This is a genomic window from Cellulomonas sp. NPDC055163, from assembly GCF_053607065.1.
On record NZ_JBSGSU010000001.1, the window covers coordinates 743517 to 760414 of the forward strand.

The following is a 16898-nucleotide window of genomic DNA, read 5'->3' on the forward strand; positions in this document are numbered from 1 at the left end:
CACCCAGCAGACGGCGAAGGCTCCGACCCGCGAGGGTCCGGAGCCTTCGTCGTGACGGGGGCGTGACGCGGGCGTGACGCGGGATGCGACGCGGGCGTCACGCAGGGCAGGGGTGCGACGCGGCGGCGTGCGCAGGCCCGGACGGCGTGCGACGGGCTGCGGTCGCCGACCGCGCGCTCGCTACGACCGGACGAGCGGGTGCAGCCCCTCGGACCGGGCGACGGCGTCGGTGTCCCCGCACACGGCCAGCCAGTTCGCGAGCAGCCGGTGGCCGCCCTCGGTCAGCACGCTCTCGGGGTGGAACTGCACGCCGTGCAGCGGCAGCGTGCGGTGCTGCAGACCCATGACGACGCGCCCGTGCGCGGACCCGACCTCGGCGGTGACCTCGAGCTCGTCGCTGACCGTCCCGTCGACGACCGCGAGCGAGTGGTACCGCGTCGCGGTGAACGGCGTCGGCAGCCCGGCGAGGACGCCCGTGCCGTCGTGCTCGACGAGGCTCGTCTTGCCGTGCATGAGCTCGGGCGCGTGCGTGACCGTGCCGCCGAAGACCTCGCCGAGCGCCTGGTGCCCGAGGCAGACCCCGAGCATCGGCGTCCCGCTCTCGGCGCAGTCCCGGATGACCTGCATGCTCGACCCGGCCTCGGCCGGGGTGCCCGGTCCGGGCGAGATCAGCACGCCGTCGAACCCGGTGCGCTCCTCGACGGGCGGGACGGCGTCGTTGCGCACGACGACGGTCTCGGCGCCGAGCTGGTTCAGGTAGCCCACGATCGTGAAGACGAACGAGTCGTAGTTGTCGACCACCAGGATCCTGGCCATCACTCACCCACAGTCGTGTCGTTGAACGGCATGAACGGCGCGATCGCCGGGAACACCCACAGGAAGCACGCGGCGAGCACGGCCAGCGCCGCGGCCGTGAGGATCACGACGCGCACCGGGACTGGGCCCGGTAGGTGCCGCCACAGCCATCCGTACATCATGCGCCTCCGAGGAGCTCGGCCGGGATGCCGTCCGCGACCGGCGCCCAGTAGTCGAGCGTCCCGTGCACGATGAACCGCTCGCGCGCCGAGAACATCGGGTGGCACGTGGTCAGGGTGATGAAGCGCTCGGTCGGGGCCGCGCCGGGGTCCCCGGGGACGGGCGCGACGACCTCGGTCTGGGCGGGCGTGACGATCTCGGTCGACGTCACGCGGTACACGTACCAGGTGTCGGCGGTGCGCACCACGAGCGGGTCGCCGGCCTGCAGCTCGGCGACCCGGTTGAACGGCTTCGCGTAGGTGGTGCGGTGGCCGGCCATGGCGAAGTTGCCGACGGCGCCCGGCATCGCGGTCCCCGGGTAGTGGCCGATGCCGAGCTCGTCGAGCACCGTGCCGCGCTCGACGCCCTGGCTGATCGGCCGCTCGGGCTCGCCGGCCCAGCGCGGGACCTGGATCGTCGCGAACGTCGTCGCGTGCTCGGGCTCGGCGGCGACGGGCGGCTCGTCGCGACGGGGTGCGGCCACGACGGGGCCGACGGGCTCTGTCGGGCCCTCGGTCGCGTCCGGCGTCGGGGCCGTGGGCGCGACGTCCCAGTCGAGCTCCTGGACGATCTCCGCCTGCGCCCGGTTGCCGACGACGTCGGTCCACCACAGCTGCCAGACGAGGAACGCGAGCAGCAGCACGCCCAGGGTGATGAGCAGCTCGCCGACGACCCCGAGGACCCCGAACGCGGTCGACCGCCCGCGCGACGAGGTGCTCGAGCGGCTGTGCCGAGGGTTCGACCGGGTCGGGGTCTCGACGCTCACGCGGAGTCCCCCGCCCGCTCCTCGCGGCCCCGCTCGTCGTCGGTGCCGTCCCGCTCGGTGGCGGTCCCGCCGTCGGGCAGCCCGGGCAGCACCTCGGTGCCCTCGGGCACGCGCGCGTGCTCGAGCTCGGTCGCCCCCGCGTACGCGGGCAGGTTCAGCGGCTCCGGCGCGACGGTCACGGACCAGCCGAGGCCGACCGCGTCGACATACCGCAGGTAGTTCTGGATCTCCGGCGACGCGTACAGCGCGCGGCGCAGCGCGGCCGGGTCACCGACGGCCCGCACGACGTACGGGGGCGAGTACGGCTGGCCGTGCAGCGAGAGCACGTTGCCGATGCACTGGAAGGCGCTCGTCGAGATCACCCGCTGGTCCATGAGGCCCATCGCCTCGGCGCCGCCCGCCCACAGCGCGTTGATGACCGCCTGGAGGTCCTGCTGGTGCACCACGAGGTCGTCCGGGCGCACCGACGTGGGCCGCGCGGCGTCCGCCGGGGCGTCCTCGAGCTCGACGACCAGCCCGGGCCCGGTCACGGGGACGAGGCCCGCCTCCAGCTCGGCGGCCGGCGCGAGCGGCTCGATCACGATGCCGTCGAGCTCCGCCTGGGCGGCCGTGAGGCGCTCGACGTCCGTGCGCAGCGTCGCGACCTCGTCGAGCAGGACGCCGAGCCGGCGTTCCTCGACCTCGGCGAGCCCGGCGAGGTCCTGCGGGTGCCGCTCCCCGGTCGTCCGGGCCAGCCGCGCGTTGGCCGCGAACAGGGCGCCGGCCAGGGCGAGGACGAGCGCGACGGACAGCGTTCCGCGCGCGGCACGGGCAGCACGGTGCGGGTGGTCGGGCACTCGTGCTCCTCTCCGGCGATCTCGCCACTACGCTAAGCCACATTCTGGCGGGTCGGTGCCGACGTGCCCCGGCCTGCCGTACCGCTGGAACAGGAGCAGCCGTGCCCGAGTCGAAGAACCGCAAGAAGGCCGCCTACACGCCGCCGCCCGCCGCGAGCGGTCCCCAGGTGAGCCCGCGGTGGCTCGTGCCCGTGATGCTCGGCCTGATGATCCTCGGCCTCGTGTGGATCGTCGTCACGTACATCATGCGTTCGGAGTACCCGATCCCGGGCATCGGGCAGTGGAACCTCGCGATCGGCTTCGCGCTGATCCTCGCGGGCTTCGCCCTCACGACGCGCTGGCGCTGAGCCAGCCCGACGCGCACGCCGTCACGTCTCGCGGCGCTGCAGCCCGACGTCGCCCGGGCATCTCGCGCGTCACCGGCGGGGTCGGCGGACGGGGTCGCTCTTCCACAACCTCCGACGCGTCGTTCCACAGGAATGCCCTATTCGTCCCCACCGACGCTCCCGGCGCCCACAGGAGAATCACCGGTCATAGGACGTCTTCGGGCTCCTGACCTGCGTCGACCTGTTATCCATCCCCAGCGGTGGACATCTCTGTGGACAACTACACCTGTGTAATTCACCACCTGTGCGGAACCTTGGGGAAATCGGGTCAGACCAGGGCATACTTCGCGAGCGCGAGCCCGAGGAGCAGCAGCCCGACGAGCACGGGCGCACCGACCGCCACGGCGGCGCGGCGCTCGCGCGGGGCGTAGGCGAACGCCGCCGCCAGTGCCGCGCCCACGACGAGCCCGCCGACGTGCGCCTGCCACGCGATGCCCGGCAGCACGAAGCCGATGACGATGTTCAGGCCGATCACCACGGCGATCCCGCGCACGTCGCGCCGCATCCGTCGCATCACCACGAACACGGCCCCGAACAGCCCGAACACGGCCCCCGAGGCGCCCACGGTGAGGGTGCGCCACGAGTCGTCGAGCGGGGACGCGAGCAGCAGCACGCCCACCGACCCCGCGACGGCGCTCAGGCCGTAGAGGGTGGCGAAGCGCGCGCGGCCCAGGGCCTGCTCGAGGAACGGCCCGACCATCCACAGCGCGAGCATGTTGAAGACGATGTGGATGACGCTGGCGGGGGAGTGCAGGAACGCGACCGTGAGGAACCGCCACGGCTCGACCTCGCCGACCGCCGGCCAGAACGCCCACCGCAGCGTCCACTCCGGGTCGACCTGCTGGAGCACGAAGCTCACCACGCACGCCGCGATGATCCCGATCGTCACGACCGGACGGCCCGCGCGGACCGTCCCACCGAAGATCGTCCGGTTGGCCGGCGTCGCACGCGCGGCCTCGGCGACGCAGTCGACGCACTGCACGCCGACGGCAGCCTGCCGCTGGCACGCGGGGCACGTCGGGCGCCCGCACCGCTGGCAGCGCACGTAGGACACGCGGTCCGGGTGACGCGGGCAGACGGGCGGACCCTCGGGCGGGCCGGTGGGCGCAGCGGCAGGCTGGTCGGCGCTCATGCGGTGATCGGGACCGCTCAGTCCTCGATCGTGACCGAGCTGATGACGACGTCCTCGACCGGGCGGTCGCCGCGGCTTGTGGGCGCAGCGGCGATCGTGTCGACGACCGCGCGGCTCGCGTCGTCGGCGACCTTGCCGAAGATCGTGTGCTTGCCGGTGAGCCACGTGGTCGGCGCGACCGAGATGAAGAACTGCGAGCCGTTGGTGCCGCCGTTCTTGCCCGTGACCGGGTCGCGGCGCAGGCCGGCGTTCGCCATCGCGAGCAGGTAGGGCTCCGTGAAGCCGAGCTCGGGGTGGATCTCGTCGTCGAAGTTGTAGCCCGGGCCGCCCGTGCCGGTGCCCAGCGGGTCGCCGCCCTGGATCATGAAGCCGGGGATCACGCGGTGGAAGATGACGCCGTCGTACAGCGGGGCGTTGCTCTCCGCACCCGTCTTCGGGTCCTTCCACGCCTTGCTCCCGGTCGCGAGGCCGGTGAAGTTCTCCACCGTCTTCGGCGCGTGGTTCGGGAAGAGCTCGATCCGGATGTCACCGGCGGTCGTGTGCAGTGTCGCGAACATGCCGCCCATCTTCCCACGCAGCGACGCGCCTGCGCGGGGAGGCCGGCGCCCGTCCGGGAAGGCGCGCACCGCTCGACCGGGCGCCGCGCGGTCCCCACCCCGGGGTACGCCGGCGGCGAACACCCTGGCCAGGACGGCAGCCGCGGCAGCGCCCGTTCGTGCCCGGGACCTGCGTGTCGACCGGTCTGGTGGCAGAGTGTGGGATCAACGCAGCCGACCCAGCCGCAGCGACCCAGCCGCAGAACCGGGGAGTGGACATGACCTTCGCCATCCGACGCCCGAACCTCGACTCCGTAGACACCGAGAAGCTCAAGCTCCAGGCCGCAGAGAAGGCGGCGGTGCTCGCCGCCGCCGCGAAGGTGCAGGCCGCCGAGGCAGCAGGACAGGCCGCAGGAGCCGCGGCGCACGCCAAGGAGTGGGGCACGCCCAAGGCCGAGGCCGCGATCGAGTGGCTCGTGCCGCGCGTCGAGCACCTCTACAAGGAGAGCCTCAAGGCTGCCGTCCCCCGCGTCGAGCGGGCCGCCGGGGCCGCGTCGCCCGCGATCGACTCGGCGCACGACAAGCTCGTCGACGAGCTCATCCCGAGCGTCGTCGCCGCCGTGAACGCTGCCGCCGTCAAGGCGGGCGCCATCGCGGACAAGGCCGCCGAGGCCACGGCGCCGCAGAAGTCGCACCGCGGCGCCAAGACCTTCTGGATCCTCGCGGGCATCGCCGGTGCGGCTGCGGCGTTCGCCGCGTGGACCCGTTCGCGCGCGCAGACCGACCCGTGGGCCGAGCCGTGGGAGCCGACGTCGGCGGACACGTCGAGCAACGGGCTCCGCACCCGGGCGCACGACGCCCGTGAGGACCTCACGGACCGCGTGGGCGGCGCCGCGGAGGCCGTCGGCGAGGCGGCGGGCGTGACGGTCGCCAAGAGCCGTGAGGCGGCGCAGCGCGCGGCCGAGAAGGTCACGGAGGCGCGCGAGGACCTCACGGAGAAGGTCAGCGAGGCCACGAAGAAGGCGACGACGCGCCGCTCGGCCTCGAAGCGGCCCGACTCGGCCGCGGGCGACGCGGACGAGTCGCTCCCGGACACGTCGGCCGTCGCGCCCATCGTCCCGGTCGCCGGCGGGGCCCCCGACCCGGTGGTCGAGACGGCGCCCGAGCGCACGACGGACGAGGACCGGACGGACCGCGGGACGCTCTGACCCCGGTCCTGGTTCGGACCTGATCCGGTCCCGATCCGGCCCAGCCGGCATCGACCAGCACGGACCAGCACGCACCGACAGCATCGCGACGGCCCCCACCGGGCCGTCGCGTGACACGAGACCACGGCCCGGCCCGCAGCTCTGCGGGCCGGGTCGTGGCATGTCCGGGCACCCGATCGCTACGCTCGGACCACCGAGCCGACGGCACCGTCCCGCGCGGGAGATCGGCTAATCGTTTAGGCGGTTGACGACGGCGCCGCCCCCTCCGGACGATGCCCGAGGCGGACCGCCCGCGAGCAGCTCCGGGTGGCGTTCACGCGCGGGCGTGGAGAGAGGGACGGCGCGGATCCTGCCGGACCGGGCACGACGACGTGCCCACCCGTTTCTCCAGTGCCGAAGAAAGGGATCCCATGTCTCGCCTCGCCCCGGCGCACGACGCCCCGGCCCCAGCGCCCCGCGGCCGGCGTCGCCGCGCCGTGGTCGCCGGCTCCGCCACCGTCGCGCTCGCCGCAGGTGCGCTCGTCGCGCCCTTGCTGACCACCACCGCGGCCGCGGCACCCGACTTCAACTACGCCGAGGCGCTGCAGAAGTCGATGTTCTTCTACGAGGCGCAGCGCTCGGGCGACCTGCCCGCGAGCAACCGCGTCTCGTGGCGCGGCGACTCGGGGCTCGGTGACGGCTCCGACGTGGGCAAGGACCTCACCGGCGGCTGGTACGACGCGGGCGACCACGTGAAGTTCGGGCTGCCGATGGCGTTCACGTCGACGATGCTCGCGTGGGGTGCCATCGAGAGCCCGTCCGGCTACACCAAGGCCGGCCAGCTCGACGAGATCAAGGACAACCTGCGCTGGGTCAACGACTACTTCGTCAAGGCCCACACCGCGCCGAACGAGCTCTACGTCCAGGTCGGCAACGGCACGGACGACCACAAGTGGTGGGGCCCGGCGGAGGTCATGACCATGCCGCGCCCGGCCTACAAGATCACCGCGGCGTGCCCGGGGTCCGACGCCGCGGGGGAGACCGCCGCGTCCCTCGCCGCCGCGTCGATCGTGTTCACGACCGACGACCCGACCTACTCCGCGAAGCTCCTCACGCACGCCAAGCAGCTCTACTCGTTCGCCGACACCTACCGCGGCAAGTACTCCGACTGCGTCACCGACGCCGCGTCGTACTACAAGTCGTGGTCCGGCTACCAGGACGAGCTCGTGTGGGGCGCCTACTGGCTCTACAAGGCGACCGGTGACGCGACCTACCTCGCCAAGGCCGAGAAGGAGTACGACGGGCTCGGCGTCGAGAACCAGACGACCACGCGCAGCTACAAGTGGACCGTCGCGTGGGACGACAAGTCCTACGCCGCGTACGCGCTGCTCGCGATGGAGACGGGCAAGCAGAAGTACGTCGACGACGCGAACCGCTGGCTCGACTACTGGACCGTCGGCGTCAACGGGCAGAAGGTCAACTACTCGCCGGGCGGGCAGGCCGTGCTCGACACCTGGGGCTCGCTCCGGTATGCCGCCAACACGTCGTTCGTCGCGCTCGTCTACTCCGACTGGATCACCGACGCGACCCGCAAGGCGCGGTACCACGACTTCGGCGTCCGGCAGATCAACTACGCGCTCGGCGACAACCCGCGCAAGTCCAGCTACGTCGTCGGCTTCGGCGCCAACCCGCCGCAGAACCCGCACCACCGCACCGCGCACGGCTCGTGGCTCGACTCGCTGACCAACCCGGTCAAGACCCGGCACGTGCTCTACGGCGCGCTCGTCGGCGGCCCCGGCTCCGCGAACGACGCCTACACCGACGACCGCGGGGACTACGTCGCCAACGAGGTCGCCACCGACTACAACGCCGGCTTCACCAGCGCGCTCGCCCGGCTCGTCGAGGAGTACGGCGGCACGCCGCTCGCGAGCTTCCCGACGGCCGAGGTGCCCGACGGCGACCAGGTCTTCGTCGAGGCCAAGCTCAACCAGCCGCAGACCGGCACGTTCACCGAGGTCAAGGCCATCATCCGCAACCAGTCCGCCTACCCGGCGCGCAGCCTCACGAACGCGAAGCTCCGCTACTGGTTCACGCTCGACCCCGACGAGCCGGCCTCGAACATCAAGGTCACGACGAACTACACCGAGTGCGGGACGAACCCGCCGGCCGTCGTCGCCGCGGGCGGGTCGCTGTACTACGCCGAGATCGACTGCACCGGGCGCAACATCTACCCGGGCGGCCAGTCGCAGCACCGCGCCGAGATCCAGTTCCGCGTCGCGGGCGGCCCCACCTGGAACGCCGCCAACGACCCGTCGTTCGCCGGCCTCGCCTCCGGCACGGCCGACCCGGTCAAGACCAAGGCGATCACGCTGTACGAGGGCGGCACGCTGATCTGGGGCAACGAGCCGGGCGACGTCGTCAGCCCCGACCCCGACACCACGGCGCCGTCGGTCCCCGGCACGCCGGTCGCGTCGTCCGTCACCGGCACGTCCGCGACGCTCTCGTGGACCCCGTCCACGGACACGGGCGGCAGCGGGCTCGCCGGCTACGAGGTGTACCGGGTGCAGGGGACGACGGCCACGCGCGTCGCCACCACCACCACGCCCGGGTACGCGCTCACCGGCCTGACCCCGGCCACGGCGTACACCTACGCGGTCGCCGCGAAGGACACCGCCGGCAACGTCTCGGCGCGCAGCACCGCCGTCGCGTTCACGACCACGGGCGTCATCGTCGACCCCGGCCCCGACACCACGGCGCCGACCGTCCCGACGGCCCTCACCGCGGCCGGCGTGACGGCCACCGGCGCGACCCTGACCTGGACCGCCTCGAGCGACCCGACCAACGGTCAGGACCACGTCAGCGGCGTCGCCGGCTACGACATCGGCCGGGTCTCCGGCACCACGACGACCGTCGTGGCGTCGTCCACCGGTCCGACGCACACCCTGACCGGCCTCACCGCGTCGACGGCGTACCAGTACGCCGTGCGGGCCAAGGACGGCGCGGGCAACGTCTCCGCGTGGAGCACCCCGGCCGCGTTCACGACGACGAACGGCACCACCACGCCCCCGTCGGCGTGCAGCGTGAAGTACACGGCCAACACGTGGGGCTCCGGCTTCACCGGCTCGGTGCGCCTCACGAACACGGGCTCCTCGGCGCTCAGCTCGTGGACGCTCGCGTTCGCGATGCCCGCCGGGCAGACCGTCACGCAGGGCTGGAGCGCGACCTGGTCGCAGACCGGCACCGCCGTCACCGCGAAGAACGCCGCGTGGAACGGCTCGCTCGCCGCCGGGTCCTCGATCGAGATCGGCTTCAACGGCACGCTCACCGGCACGCACGTCGCCCCCACGGCCTTCACGGTCAACGGCGCGGCCTGCACGCTCGGCTAGACCTGGCGTCCGCGCCAGGATCACGCCGGCGCGGGCGGCAGCACACAGCGGAGGGCCGCTCCCGGGACTCACCCCCGGGGGCGGCCCTCCGTGGTGTGAGGTCGTGGAAAGGGAGCGTCGGGCACATTGTGGGTCGTGACGGATCGCATTCCGATGGAGAGATCCGGAAGCGCGTAGTCCACCTCGGCTCGGCTTTTGGACCTAGACCTAGACGTCAAGCAGGTCTAGGTTATGCGCATGAGTGGATACCAAAAGCCGAAGAACCGACTGCATCGCGAGTTCATTTACCTGAACCACGAAACTGTCGTCAACTCTCTATCGGCTCTAGAAGCGGGAAAGATCGACGAGATCATTGCGAAAGTATCTGAGGCTCGCGAGGGAGGGTTTGAGGCGGGAGCGGGTTACGGGCCCATCAAGGCGTCGGGGGGGAAAAAGAAGACCTCCAATGTGGAAGAAGAGCTGCGACGAACACGGACGTGGTTCTCCGCTTTCGAGGCGTGGTACACCCATTTGACGGCTGGTGAGGCCATAGGAAGACTGGTCGGTTGGGATCGTGAGACGCGCGACGAGCTGGAGGCCGGAGACACGGTTCAGTTTGTAGCGCGGGTCTCTATGTCCCCGATCCAACAAGTTCTGCTCACCTATATTTCGTTCGCCAACGACGCTGGCAACGCCGACTCGCCGTTCAAGCAGCCTGCGAACAAGATCGCCGAACTGAAGAAGATCGCACGTATGATGTCTGGCTGGTTGCGCGGCAGAGATGACGCAAAGAATGTTATGGTCTACCTTGCTCCACTCGCCGTCCAAGAACCGCTCGTTGCCGCACGCCTCGAAGAGCAGTACATTGTTGGTGGCACCCAGGCGCTTGAAGGCGAGTATACCGTGGTCGCCCAGGTCGAAATGCTGATCGCGGAATCCGGTTCCGTACCCGCAGTCCGAGTACTCCGAGATGTGCCGCCGACACCGCTCGAGATCACCACAATCAATAACGCACTCAAGGGCTTTATCGAACCCGCTAGTGGCTTGGGTGTCGAGGTTGATGAGTCCGACCTCACGCTTAGCCATCCCGGCATCATTGTGCACCCGATCGCGATCTTCAGATGAAATCTGTCCTGCACCGAGGGCGCGCATCACGACGGCGGGCGCGCAGCCCGTGAGGCGTGTTCGATGCAGCTCCGCCGCTCCGGCTCGATACGGATCATGAGGACCGGCGCGCACGTCGCCGCGACCGCCTGCACGGACGGACGGGCGGCACAATTCAGCGTTCGCGTCAGCGCGTTGGCAGCACACAGCGGAGGGCCGCTCCCGGGACTCACCCCCGGGGAGCTGCCCTCCGTGGTGTGAGGATGCGCCACGGGCGCCGGTCGGGACAAGCGCAGGTTCGTGGAGGTCTCGGCACGCACGCTCGTGACCACGGCGCGCTCCCTAGAGCGAGAGGCGGTCCAGCTCGTCGACGAAGACGCCCGCATCCTTGACGGCGCGCTCAGCGACAGCCCGAGTGCACCAGCCGCCGTACGTCAGCTCGGTCTTGTCGGAGGCAAGGCGCGAGAGCTTCGGTGCCAGGCGTGGTCCGATCTCTGGCAGCGACTTCACGAGGCTGACTGCCTCCCGATGATCCTGCCCGGCCGACCTGAATCCGTGCGCCCGACCACACAGTGCGTCTGCGGCTGCGATCGCCGCCTGAACGGCATTCGCGGCCGCGACCTGTGCCACATCCGAGGTCCCGTTCGGTGCGAGCTCCAGACGCTCACGCGCGACTTGGAGGTACTCGCGCGCCACAGCTGCACGCTCCCGCACTTCAGTCGCGGTCATCGAGTGGTGTCGTCCCACGGCGCACCTCTCAGTCGGCGTCGGAAGTCTGGTCCCCTCAGCACCTCGGCATCCTCGACGAAAGAACGCACGAGCGGATCCTTCGCACTCACCATCTCGTCGAACCGATGTCGACTGACGGCAAGGACGTTGCACTCGTTGCCCGTCGCCTCGCCCACTGTCCCGATGATGGTCGCCATCACCCGTTCCACGTGCTCACCTGCCGTCTCGTCGGGCGTGATGAGCAGGACGTCCACGTCGCTTGCACTGTCCGCGTCGCCGCGTGCCACCGATCCGAAGAGCGCGAGCGTCATGCCGTCCGCGGTCGGGATGCTGCTGTCGAGCTCTGTGAGCACATCGACGATCTGGCGCTTGAGTCGGAAGATCGCGCCGTCGCAGGCGCTGACCAGCGCGCTGATCCCGGGCCAGAGCACGTGCTTCCGGTTCGCCTCGTATAGCACCGCTGACCCGGCACGCTCCGCTGTGACGAGGCCGTTGTCGCGAAGTCGGTGGAGCACCTGGCGGACCCTTTCGGGCGACGCCTTCGCGAGTCCCGCGGTCTGGAGTCCGGTAAGAGGAAGCCCGGACCTGGCGAGCACCTGCAGCACTCGTCCGTCGACGGACGGGACGACCGAGGTCATCGGATCACTCAGGTGCACGGCTCCACGATAGTAGATGTGGATCCACTATCCAAGAGGTTCATCTATCTTTATGGATCCCGAAGCCTGCCCGTCAGCGGCCGCTTCACCCTAGCTTCCGAGTCCATCGGCAGTTGTCGTGGCTCACTCGACGCGCCAGACACCGCTCTCGGCCACCGTCGAGAGTCCCGTCCGCTTCGGCGCGACGTCCGCCCGCCGTGGAGCTACTGCCGCGCGTCGACGACCCAGTCCTCCGCTCGGGCGGGGTAGCACGAGCCGGCGCCGCCCTCGTAGCCGTCGGCGAAGGCCCGGGTGCGCTCGAAGCCCGTGCCGTGCGCCCGCGGGTCGGTGAACGGGGTGCCGGGGACGTCACGGGCAGCGAAGACCGCGAGCGTCGCCTCGTCGAGGTCGCCGGCCTCCAGCAGGCCCTGCTCCTGCACGTCCCTGGCCCACGCACCGGCGAAGCAGTCGGCCTGGAGCTCCCGGAGGACGCCGAGCTGCTCCTGCTCCGGGAGGCGGACCTGCATGGCGTGGCCGTACTCGTGGGCGAGGACGAACGCCGCAGCGAAGTCACCGGAGGAGACGTAGTAGGGGATCATCAGGCCCGTCTCGTCCCAGGCGATGAAGTCCCCGGCAGGGCAGTAGAAGGCGTTCTCGACCGGAGCGTGCTCGTCCCCGCACCGGGGGCCGGGCTCCTGCTCGGGGCGGTAGTACACGAACCGGGTGGGGCGGGTGTACTCGACGTCGAACGTGGCGGGCAGCTCACGGGACCAGAACTCGTCCAGCGAGGCGATGACGCTCTCGAGGGTCGCCTGATACTCCTCGTACACGAAGGCGGTGTTCGTGTCGGTCCGGATGGCCTGCGTCTCCGCCGGCGGGTCCTCACCGAGGTCACCGGTCTCCGCGGCGTTCTCGGCCTTCGCCTCGTCGACCGCGGACTGGATCTCGTCGAGGATCTCCTGGGCTCGGGCCCGGTTGGTGCCGTCACCGATGGTGGTGTCGAACCCGCAGCCGGTGAGGGCGAGAGCGACGGCGACGACGATCACGACCGGCCGCAGACGGGACAGGGCAGGCACGGGAACCTCCAAGGGCGGGTGCGCAGGCGGGAGGGGCTGCCCGGAGGAGCAGAGCTCTCAGGGGAGTCTGCCCCAGAACGTGCTGCTGCACCCCTGGAGCGGACACAAGGGGCGTCCGCGCGGCACCTCCGTCGCGCGGAGCGGGGGAGCGGCGATCACGGCGGCACGGAGCTGCTCACGTGACGCAGCACAGGCCCTCTCCGACGGGCGGAAAGGGCCTGCGACCAGCTGTGGAGCCAAGGGGACTCGAACCCCTAACCCCCTGCTTGCAAAGCAGGTGCGCTACCAATTGCGCCATGGCCCCTGGGTGAAACCACCGGACCGGGGTCCGGCTGGCCGCGGGGGAGGACTACTCGAAGGTGTCCGTGACCTCGGCCCACAGGTCCCGCTCGTCGCGGTCCTGCGCGTACCGCTGCCAGGCGTAGAACCCGGCGGCGGCGACCGCCGCGAGGAGAAGCACCTTCTTCATGGATCCCCCACGGGTCGGGAGTGGGCCTAACAGGACTTGAACCTGTGACCTCTTCCTTATCAGGGAAGCGCTCTAACCGTCTGAGCTATAGGCCCGTGCGCGCACCGTCACGAGGACGGGGTGCGCCGGATGAGACTACCGCAGCGCGGCACCCGGCCCAAACCGGGTTCCGCTCACTCGTCCGTCAGCGTGAGGTGCACCCCGCCGACCAGCGCGGCCGTGAGGTTGTAGAGGAACGCGCCGATCGTCGAGAGCGCGGTGATGAGGAAGACGTCGATGACCGCGACGAGCGTGGCTGCGGAGACGATCCGCTGGAACTCGACGTACTCGAGGATGTTCACGGGGCTCTCGGCGCCGAGGACCTCGCGCACGAGCGAGTCGGCCTTCGCGAAGACCTGCATGCCGTCGAGAGTCAGCCAGACGACGGCCGCGGCGACGACGATCATGATGCCGATCGCGACCGAGAGCAGGAACGCAAGCTTCATGACCGACCACGGGTCGACGCGCGAGAGCGCGAGGCGCACCCGGCGCGGTGCCCCGGGGACGGCCTTCATGCTGCCGGTCGCGGGCCGCGCGGACTGGCCGTTGACGGTGCGCTGGGCACCCGTCGCCGTGGCACTCATGGTTCGCTCCTCGGCGCGCGGGTGGGCGGCCGACGCGAGGGCCGCCTGGGTCTTCGCCGCCGCCCGCTTGAGCGACGAGGCGACCGAGCCGACCGCGACCTGCAGCGGCGACGGCTCCTCGGGGTCGGCCGGCGGGGGAGGCGTGGCGGTGGAGGTGCGGGGCGGCGTGGGCCGCTCGTCGTCCCGCGCGGTGGGCGTCTCGACGGGCTCGCGCGTCGCCGTGTCCGCGTACGCCGCACCGGGCGCGGGCGGAACCTCGGTGTCGACGGTGGCCGAGCCGGCAGGCCTCAGCGGGGGCGTGGACGACGACGGGCGGGTCGCCGGTGCCGTCGGCCGCTTGCGCGGCGGGATCGACGGAGGGGCGGACTCGCTGCTCATGCATCCTCCTGCGCGGATGTCTCCGCGGCGGTCGGTGCGTCCGACCCGCCCTGCGTAGTGGCGTCAGGGTCTGCCGCGACGGCGTCCCCCGACTCGTTCTCCTCGTCCACGGTACCCGCATCGTCCGCCAGGTGGCGTTCGATGTTGCGGGCGACCGCGATGATCCGGTCGTTCGCGTCCGGCTTGGCGAAGATCACGCCCTGCGTCGCGCGGCCCGTGGCGTTGACCTCCGACGTGGCCGAGCGGACGATCTTGCCGCGCTCCATGATGACCAGGACCTCGTCCTCGGGGTCCGTCACGAGGGCCCCGACGAGGTCGCCGTTCGCCTCGGGCAGGTTCGCGACCTTGATGCCGAGGCCGCCGCGGCCCTGGACCCGGTAGTTGTCGGTCGTCAGCGCCGTGCGCTTGGCGATGCCGCCCTGCGTCACCGTGAACAGGAACGCGTCGTCGGTCACGACGTCCATCGCGAGCAGCTCGTCGTCCGAGCGGAACTTCATCCCCGTGACGCCGGACGTCGCGCGGCCCATCGGGCGCAGCGCGTCGTCGGTCGCCGTGAAGCGGATCGACTGGCCCTTGCGCGAGACGAGGATGAGGTCCTCCGTCGAGTCGACGATGCGCGCCGACACGAGCTCGTCGGGGTTGCCCTCGTCGTCCTCGCGCAGGTTGATCGCGATGACGCCGCCCGAGCGGTTCGAGTCGTACTCCGACAGGCGGGTCTTCTTGACCAGCCCACGCTTCGTCGCGAGGACCAGGTACTCGGCCTGCTCGTAGTCGCGGATGTCGAGCACCTGGGCGATCTTCTCGCCGGGCTGGAACGCGAGCAGGTTCGCGACGTGCTGACCCTTCGCGTCCCGCCCGCCCTCGGGCAGCTCGTACGCCTTCGCGCGGTACACGCGGCCGAGGTTCGTGAAGAACAGCAGCCAGTGGTGCGTCGTCGTCACGAAGAAGTGGTCGACGATGTCGTCCTCGCGGAGCTGGGCCCCGCGCACGCCCTTGCCGCCGCGGCGCTGCGCCCGGTAGTTGTCGCTGCGCGTGCGCTTCGCGTAGCCGCCGCGGGTGATGGTGACGACCATCTCCTCCTCGGCGATGAGGTCCTCGATCGAGACCTCGCCGTCGAACGGGAGGATCTTCGTGCGGCGGTCGTCGCCGCTCTTCGCGACGATCTCGGCGAGCTCCTCCTTGACGATCGTCCGCTGCCGGACGTCCGAGGCGAGGATGTCGTTGAGCTCCGCGATGACCGCCTCGAGGCGCGCGTGCTCGTCGAGGATGTTCTGGCGCTCCAGGGCGGCGAGCCGGCGCAGCTGCATCGCGAGGATCGCGTTCGCCTGGATCTCGTCGATCTCGAGCAGGTCCATCAGGCCCGTGCGCGCCTCGTCGGCGTCGGGGGAGCGGCGGATGAGCGCGATGACCTCGTCGAGCGCGTCGAGCGCCTTCAGCAGGCCGCGGTAGATGTGGATGCGCTCCTCGGCCTGGCGCAGGCGGTACTTCGTGCGCCGGACGATGACCTCGAGCTGGTGCGACGTCCAGTGCCGGACGAACGCGTCGATGCTCAGCGTGCGCGGGACCCCGTCGACCAGCGCGAGCATGTTCGCGCCGAACGTGTCCTGCAGCTGCGTGTGCTTGTAGAGGTTGTTCAGCACGACCTTCGCGACCGCGTCGCGCTTGAGCACGATCACGAGGCGCTGACCCGTGCGGCCCGACGTCTCGTCGCGGATGTCGGCGATGCCGGTGATCCGGCCGTCCTTGACCAGGTCCGCGATCTTCAGGGCCAGGTTGTCGGGGTTCACCTGGTACGGCAGCTCGGTGACGACGAGGCAGATCCGGTTCTGGATCTCCTCGACCTGCACGACCGCGCGCATCGTGATCGAGCCACGACCGGTGCGGTACGCCTCCTCGATGCCGCGGTGGCCGAGGATCGTCGCACCCGTCGGGAAGTCCGGGCCCTTGATGCGCTCGAGCAGCGCGTCGAGCAGCTCCTCGTTCGACGCGTCCGGGTGGTCCAGGTGCCACTGCACGCCGTCCGCGACCTCGCGCAGGTTGTGCGACGGGATGTTCGTCGCCATGCCGACCGCGATGCCCGCCGAGCCGTTGACCAGCAGGTTCGGGAACCGCGAGGGCAGGACCGCCGGCTCCTGGGTGCGGCCGTCGTAGTTGTCCTGGAAGTCGACGGTGTCCTCGTCGATGTCGCGGACCATCTCCATCGACAGCGGCGCCATGCGGCACTCGGTGTACCTCGGGGCGGCCGCCGGGTCGTTTCCCGGGGACCCGAAGTTGCCCTGGCCGGCGACGAGCGGGTACCGCATCGACCAGTCCTGCACGAGGCGGACCAGCGCGTCGTAGATCGACGTGTCGCCGTGCGGGTGGAACTTGCCCATGACGTCGCCGACGACGCGGCTGCACTTCGAGAACTGCCGGTCGGGGCGGTAGCCGCCGTCGTACATCGCGTACAGGACACGCCGGTGCACCGGCTTGAGGCCGTCCCGCACGTCGGGGAGCGCGCGCCCGACGATCACGGACATCGCGTAGTCCAGGTAGGACCGCTGCATCTCGAGCTGCAGGTCGACCTGGTCGATGTTCCCGTGCTCGGCGCCGGCGAAGTTGTCAGTCAACGGTTCGGTCCTCTTGTTCAGGCTCGGTGCTGCTCAGTGCGGCTCAAGGGCTG

The 16898-nt window shown here is 70.9% G+C and carries 16 protein-coding genes and 2 tRNA genes; 4 read left to right on the plus strand and 14 right to left on the minus strand.

The genetic code is table 11. The annotated features are described in order from the left end of the window. Positions 1–180 precede the first annotated feature (180 nt). From ACWFNE_RS03160 to ACWFNE_RS03175, 4 genes are read right to left on the minus strand one after another with little or no spacing between them, the layout of a single operon-like run. Positions 181–816 (minus strand): aminodeoxychorismate/anthranilate synthase component II, encoded by a 636-nt coding sequence (locus ACWFNE_RS03160; protein WP_452121008.1) that lies wholly within the window; start codon positions 814–816, stop codon positions 181–183. Beyond that, positions 816–977: a hypothetical protein gene (locus ACWFNE_RS03165; protein WP_452121009.1), complete on the minus strand. Its 162-nt coding sequence runs from the start codon at positions 975–977 to the stop codon at positions 816–818. Before ACWFNE_RS03165 ends, ACWFNE_RS03160 begins: the two co-directional genes overlap by 1 nt. Then, positions 974–1780, minus strand: a complete 807-nt coding sequence (locus ACWFNE_RS03170; protein ID WP_452121010.1) for a class E sortase — start codon at positions 1778–1780, stop codon at positions 974–976. Before ACWFNE_RS03170 ends, ACWFNE_RS03165 begins: the two co-directional genes overlap by 4 nt. Beyond that, complete coding sequence (locus tag ACWFNE_RS03175) at positions 1777–2616, minus strand: DUF881 domain-containing protein (protein WP_452121011.1); 840 nt, start codon at positions 2614–2616, stop codon at positions 1777–1779. Before ACWFNE_RS03175 ends, ACWFNE_RS03170 begins: the two co-directional genes overlap by 4 nt. Positions 2617–2717: 101 nt before the next feature. On the opposite strand from ACWFNE_RS03175, the gene ACWFNE_RS03180 reads away from it, so the two are divergent. Next, positions 2718–2963, plus strand: a complete 246-nt coding sequence (locus ACWFNE_RS03180) for a cell division protein CrgA (protein ID WP_452121012.1) — start codon at positions 2718–2720, stop codon at positions 2961–2963. A 307-nt stretch (positions 2964–3270) separates the two neighbouring features. Here ACWFNE_RS03180 and ACWFNE_RS03185 read toward each other — a convergent pair whose 3' ends face one another. Both ACWFNE_RS03185 and ACWFNE_RS03190 read right to left on the minus strand, forming a co-directional pair. Then, entirely contained in the window at positions 3271–4134 is an 864-nt protein-coding gene (locus ACWFNE_RS03185; RefSeq protein ID WP_452121013.1) for a rhomboid family intramembrane serine protease, read from the minus strand. Positions 4135–4151: 17 nt separating this feature from the next. Beyond that, positions 4152–4691, minus strand: coding sequence for a peptidylprolyl isomerase (locus tag ACWFNE_RS03190; protein WP_452121014.1), 540 nt, complete (start codon positions 4689–4691; stop codon positions 4152–4154). Positions 4692–4948: 257 nt separating this feature from the next. Between ACWFNE_RS03190 and ACWFNE_RS03195 the strand changes: the two genes are divergently transcribed. From ACWFNE_RS03195 to ACWFNE_RS03205, 3 genes are all read left to right on the plus strand, one after another. Continuing rightward, entirely contained in the window at positions 4949–5878 is a 930-nt protein-coding gene (locus tag ACWFNE_RS03195) for a hypothetical protein (protein WP_452121015.1), read from the plus strand. Positions 5879–6288: 410 nt separating this feature from the next. Continuing rightward, on the plus strand, positions 6289–9243 hold the full coding sequence (locus tag ACWFNE_RS03200) for a glycoside hydrolase family 9 protein (RefSeq protein WP_452121016.1): 2955 nt from the start codon (positions 6289–6291) through the stop codon (positions 9241–9243). A 237-nt stretch (positions 9244–9480) separates the two neighbouring features. Then, the gene (locus ACWFNE_RS03205) at positions 9481–10347 is read left to right on the plus strand and encodes a DUF6414 family protein (RefSeq protein WP_452121017.1); all 867 of its coding nucleotides are present in this window, start codon (positions 9481–9483) and stop codon (positions 10345–10347) included. A gap of 321 nt (positions 10348–10668) precedes the next feature. On the opposite strand, the gene ACWFNE_RS03210 is transcribed toward ACWFNE_RS03205, so the two are convergent. The 8 genes from ACWFNE_RS03210 to gyrA all read right to left on the minus strand — a co-directional run bounded on the left by ACWFNE_RS03210 (position 10669) and on the right by gyrA (position 16845). After that, entirely contained in the window at positions 10669–11022 is a 354-nt protein-coding gene (locus ACWFNE_RS03210) for a hypothetical protein (RefSeq protein ID WP_452121018.1), read from the minus strand. Positions 11023–11051: 29 nt separating this feature from the next. Beyond that, on the minus strand, positions 11052–11711 hold the full coding sequence (locus ACWFNE_RS03215; RefSeq protein WP_452121019.1) for a nucleotidyltransferase domain-containing protein: 660 nt from the start codon (positions 11709–11711) through the stop codon (positions 11052–11054). Between the two features lie 203 nt (positions 11712–11914). Beyond that, positions 11915–12766: a neutral zinc metallopeptidase gene (locus ACWFNE_RS03220; protein WP_452121020.1), complete on the minus strand. Its 852-nt coding sequence runs from the start codon at positions 12764–12766 to the stop codon at positions 11915–11917. 231 nt (positions 12767–12997) lie between these two features. Further along, a tRNA-Ala gene (locus ACWFNE_RS03225) sits at positions 12998–13070 on the minus strand. 45 nt (positions 13071–13115) lie between these two features. Next, the gene (locus tag ACWFNE_RS03230; protein ID WP_452121021.1) at positions 13116–13235 is read right to left on the minus strand and encodes a DLW-39 family protein; all 120 of its coding nucleotides are present in this window, start codon (positions 13233–13235) and stop codon (positions 13116–13118) included. Between the two features lie 21 nt (positions 13236–13256). Then, positions 13257–13330, minus strand: a tRNA-Ile gene (locus ACWFNE_RS03235). 78 nt (positions 13331–13408) lie between these two features. Beyond that, positions 13409–14236, minus strand: a complete 828-nt coding sequence (locus ACWFNE_RS03240; protein WP_452121022.1) for a DUF3566 domain-containing protein — start codon at positions 14234–14236, stop codon at positions 13409–13411. Beyond that, positions 14233–16845 (minus strand): DNA gyrase subunit A, encoded by a 2613-nt coding sequence (gene gyrA, locus ACWFNE_RS03245; protein WP_452121023.1) that lies wholly within the window; start codon positions 16843–16845, stop codon positions 14233–14235. The genes ACWFNE_RS03240 and gyrA overlap by 4 nt, the downstream gene beginning before the upstream one ends. Positions 16846–16898 lie beyond the last annotated feature (53 nt).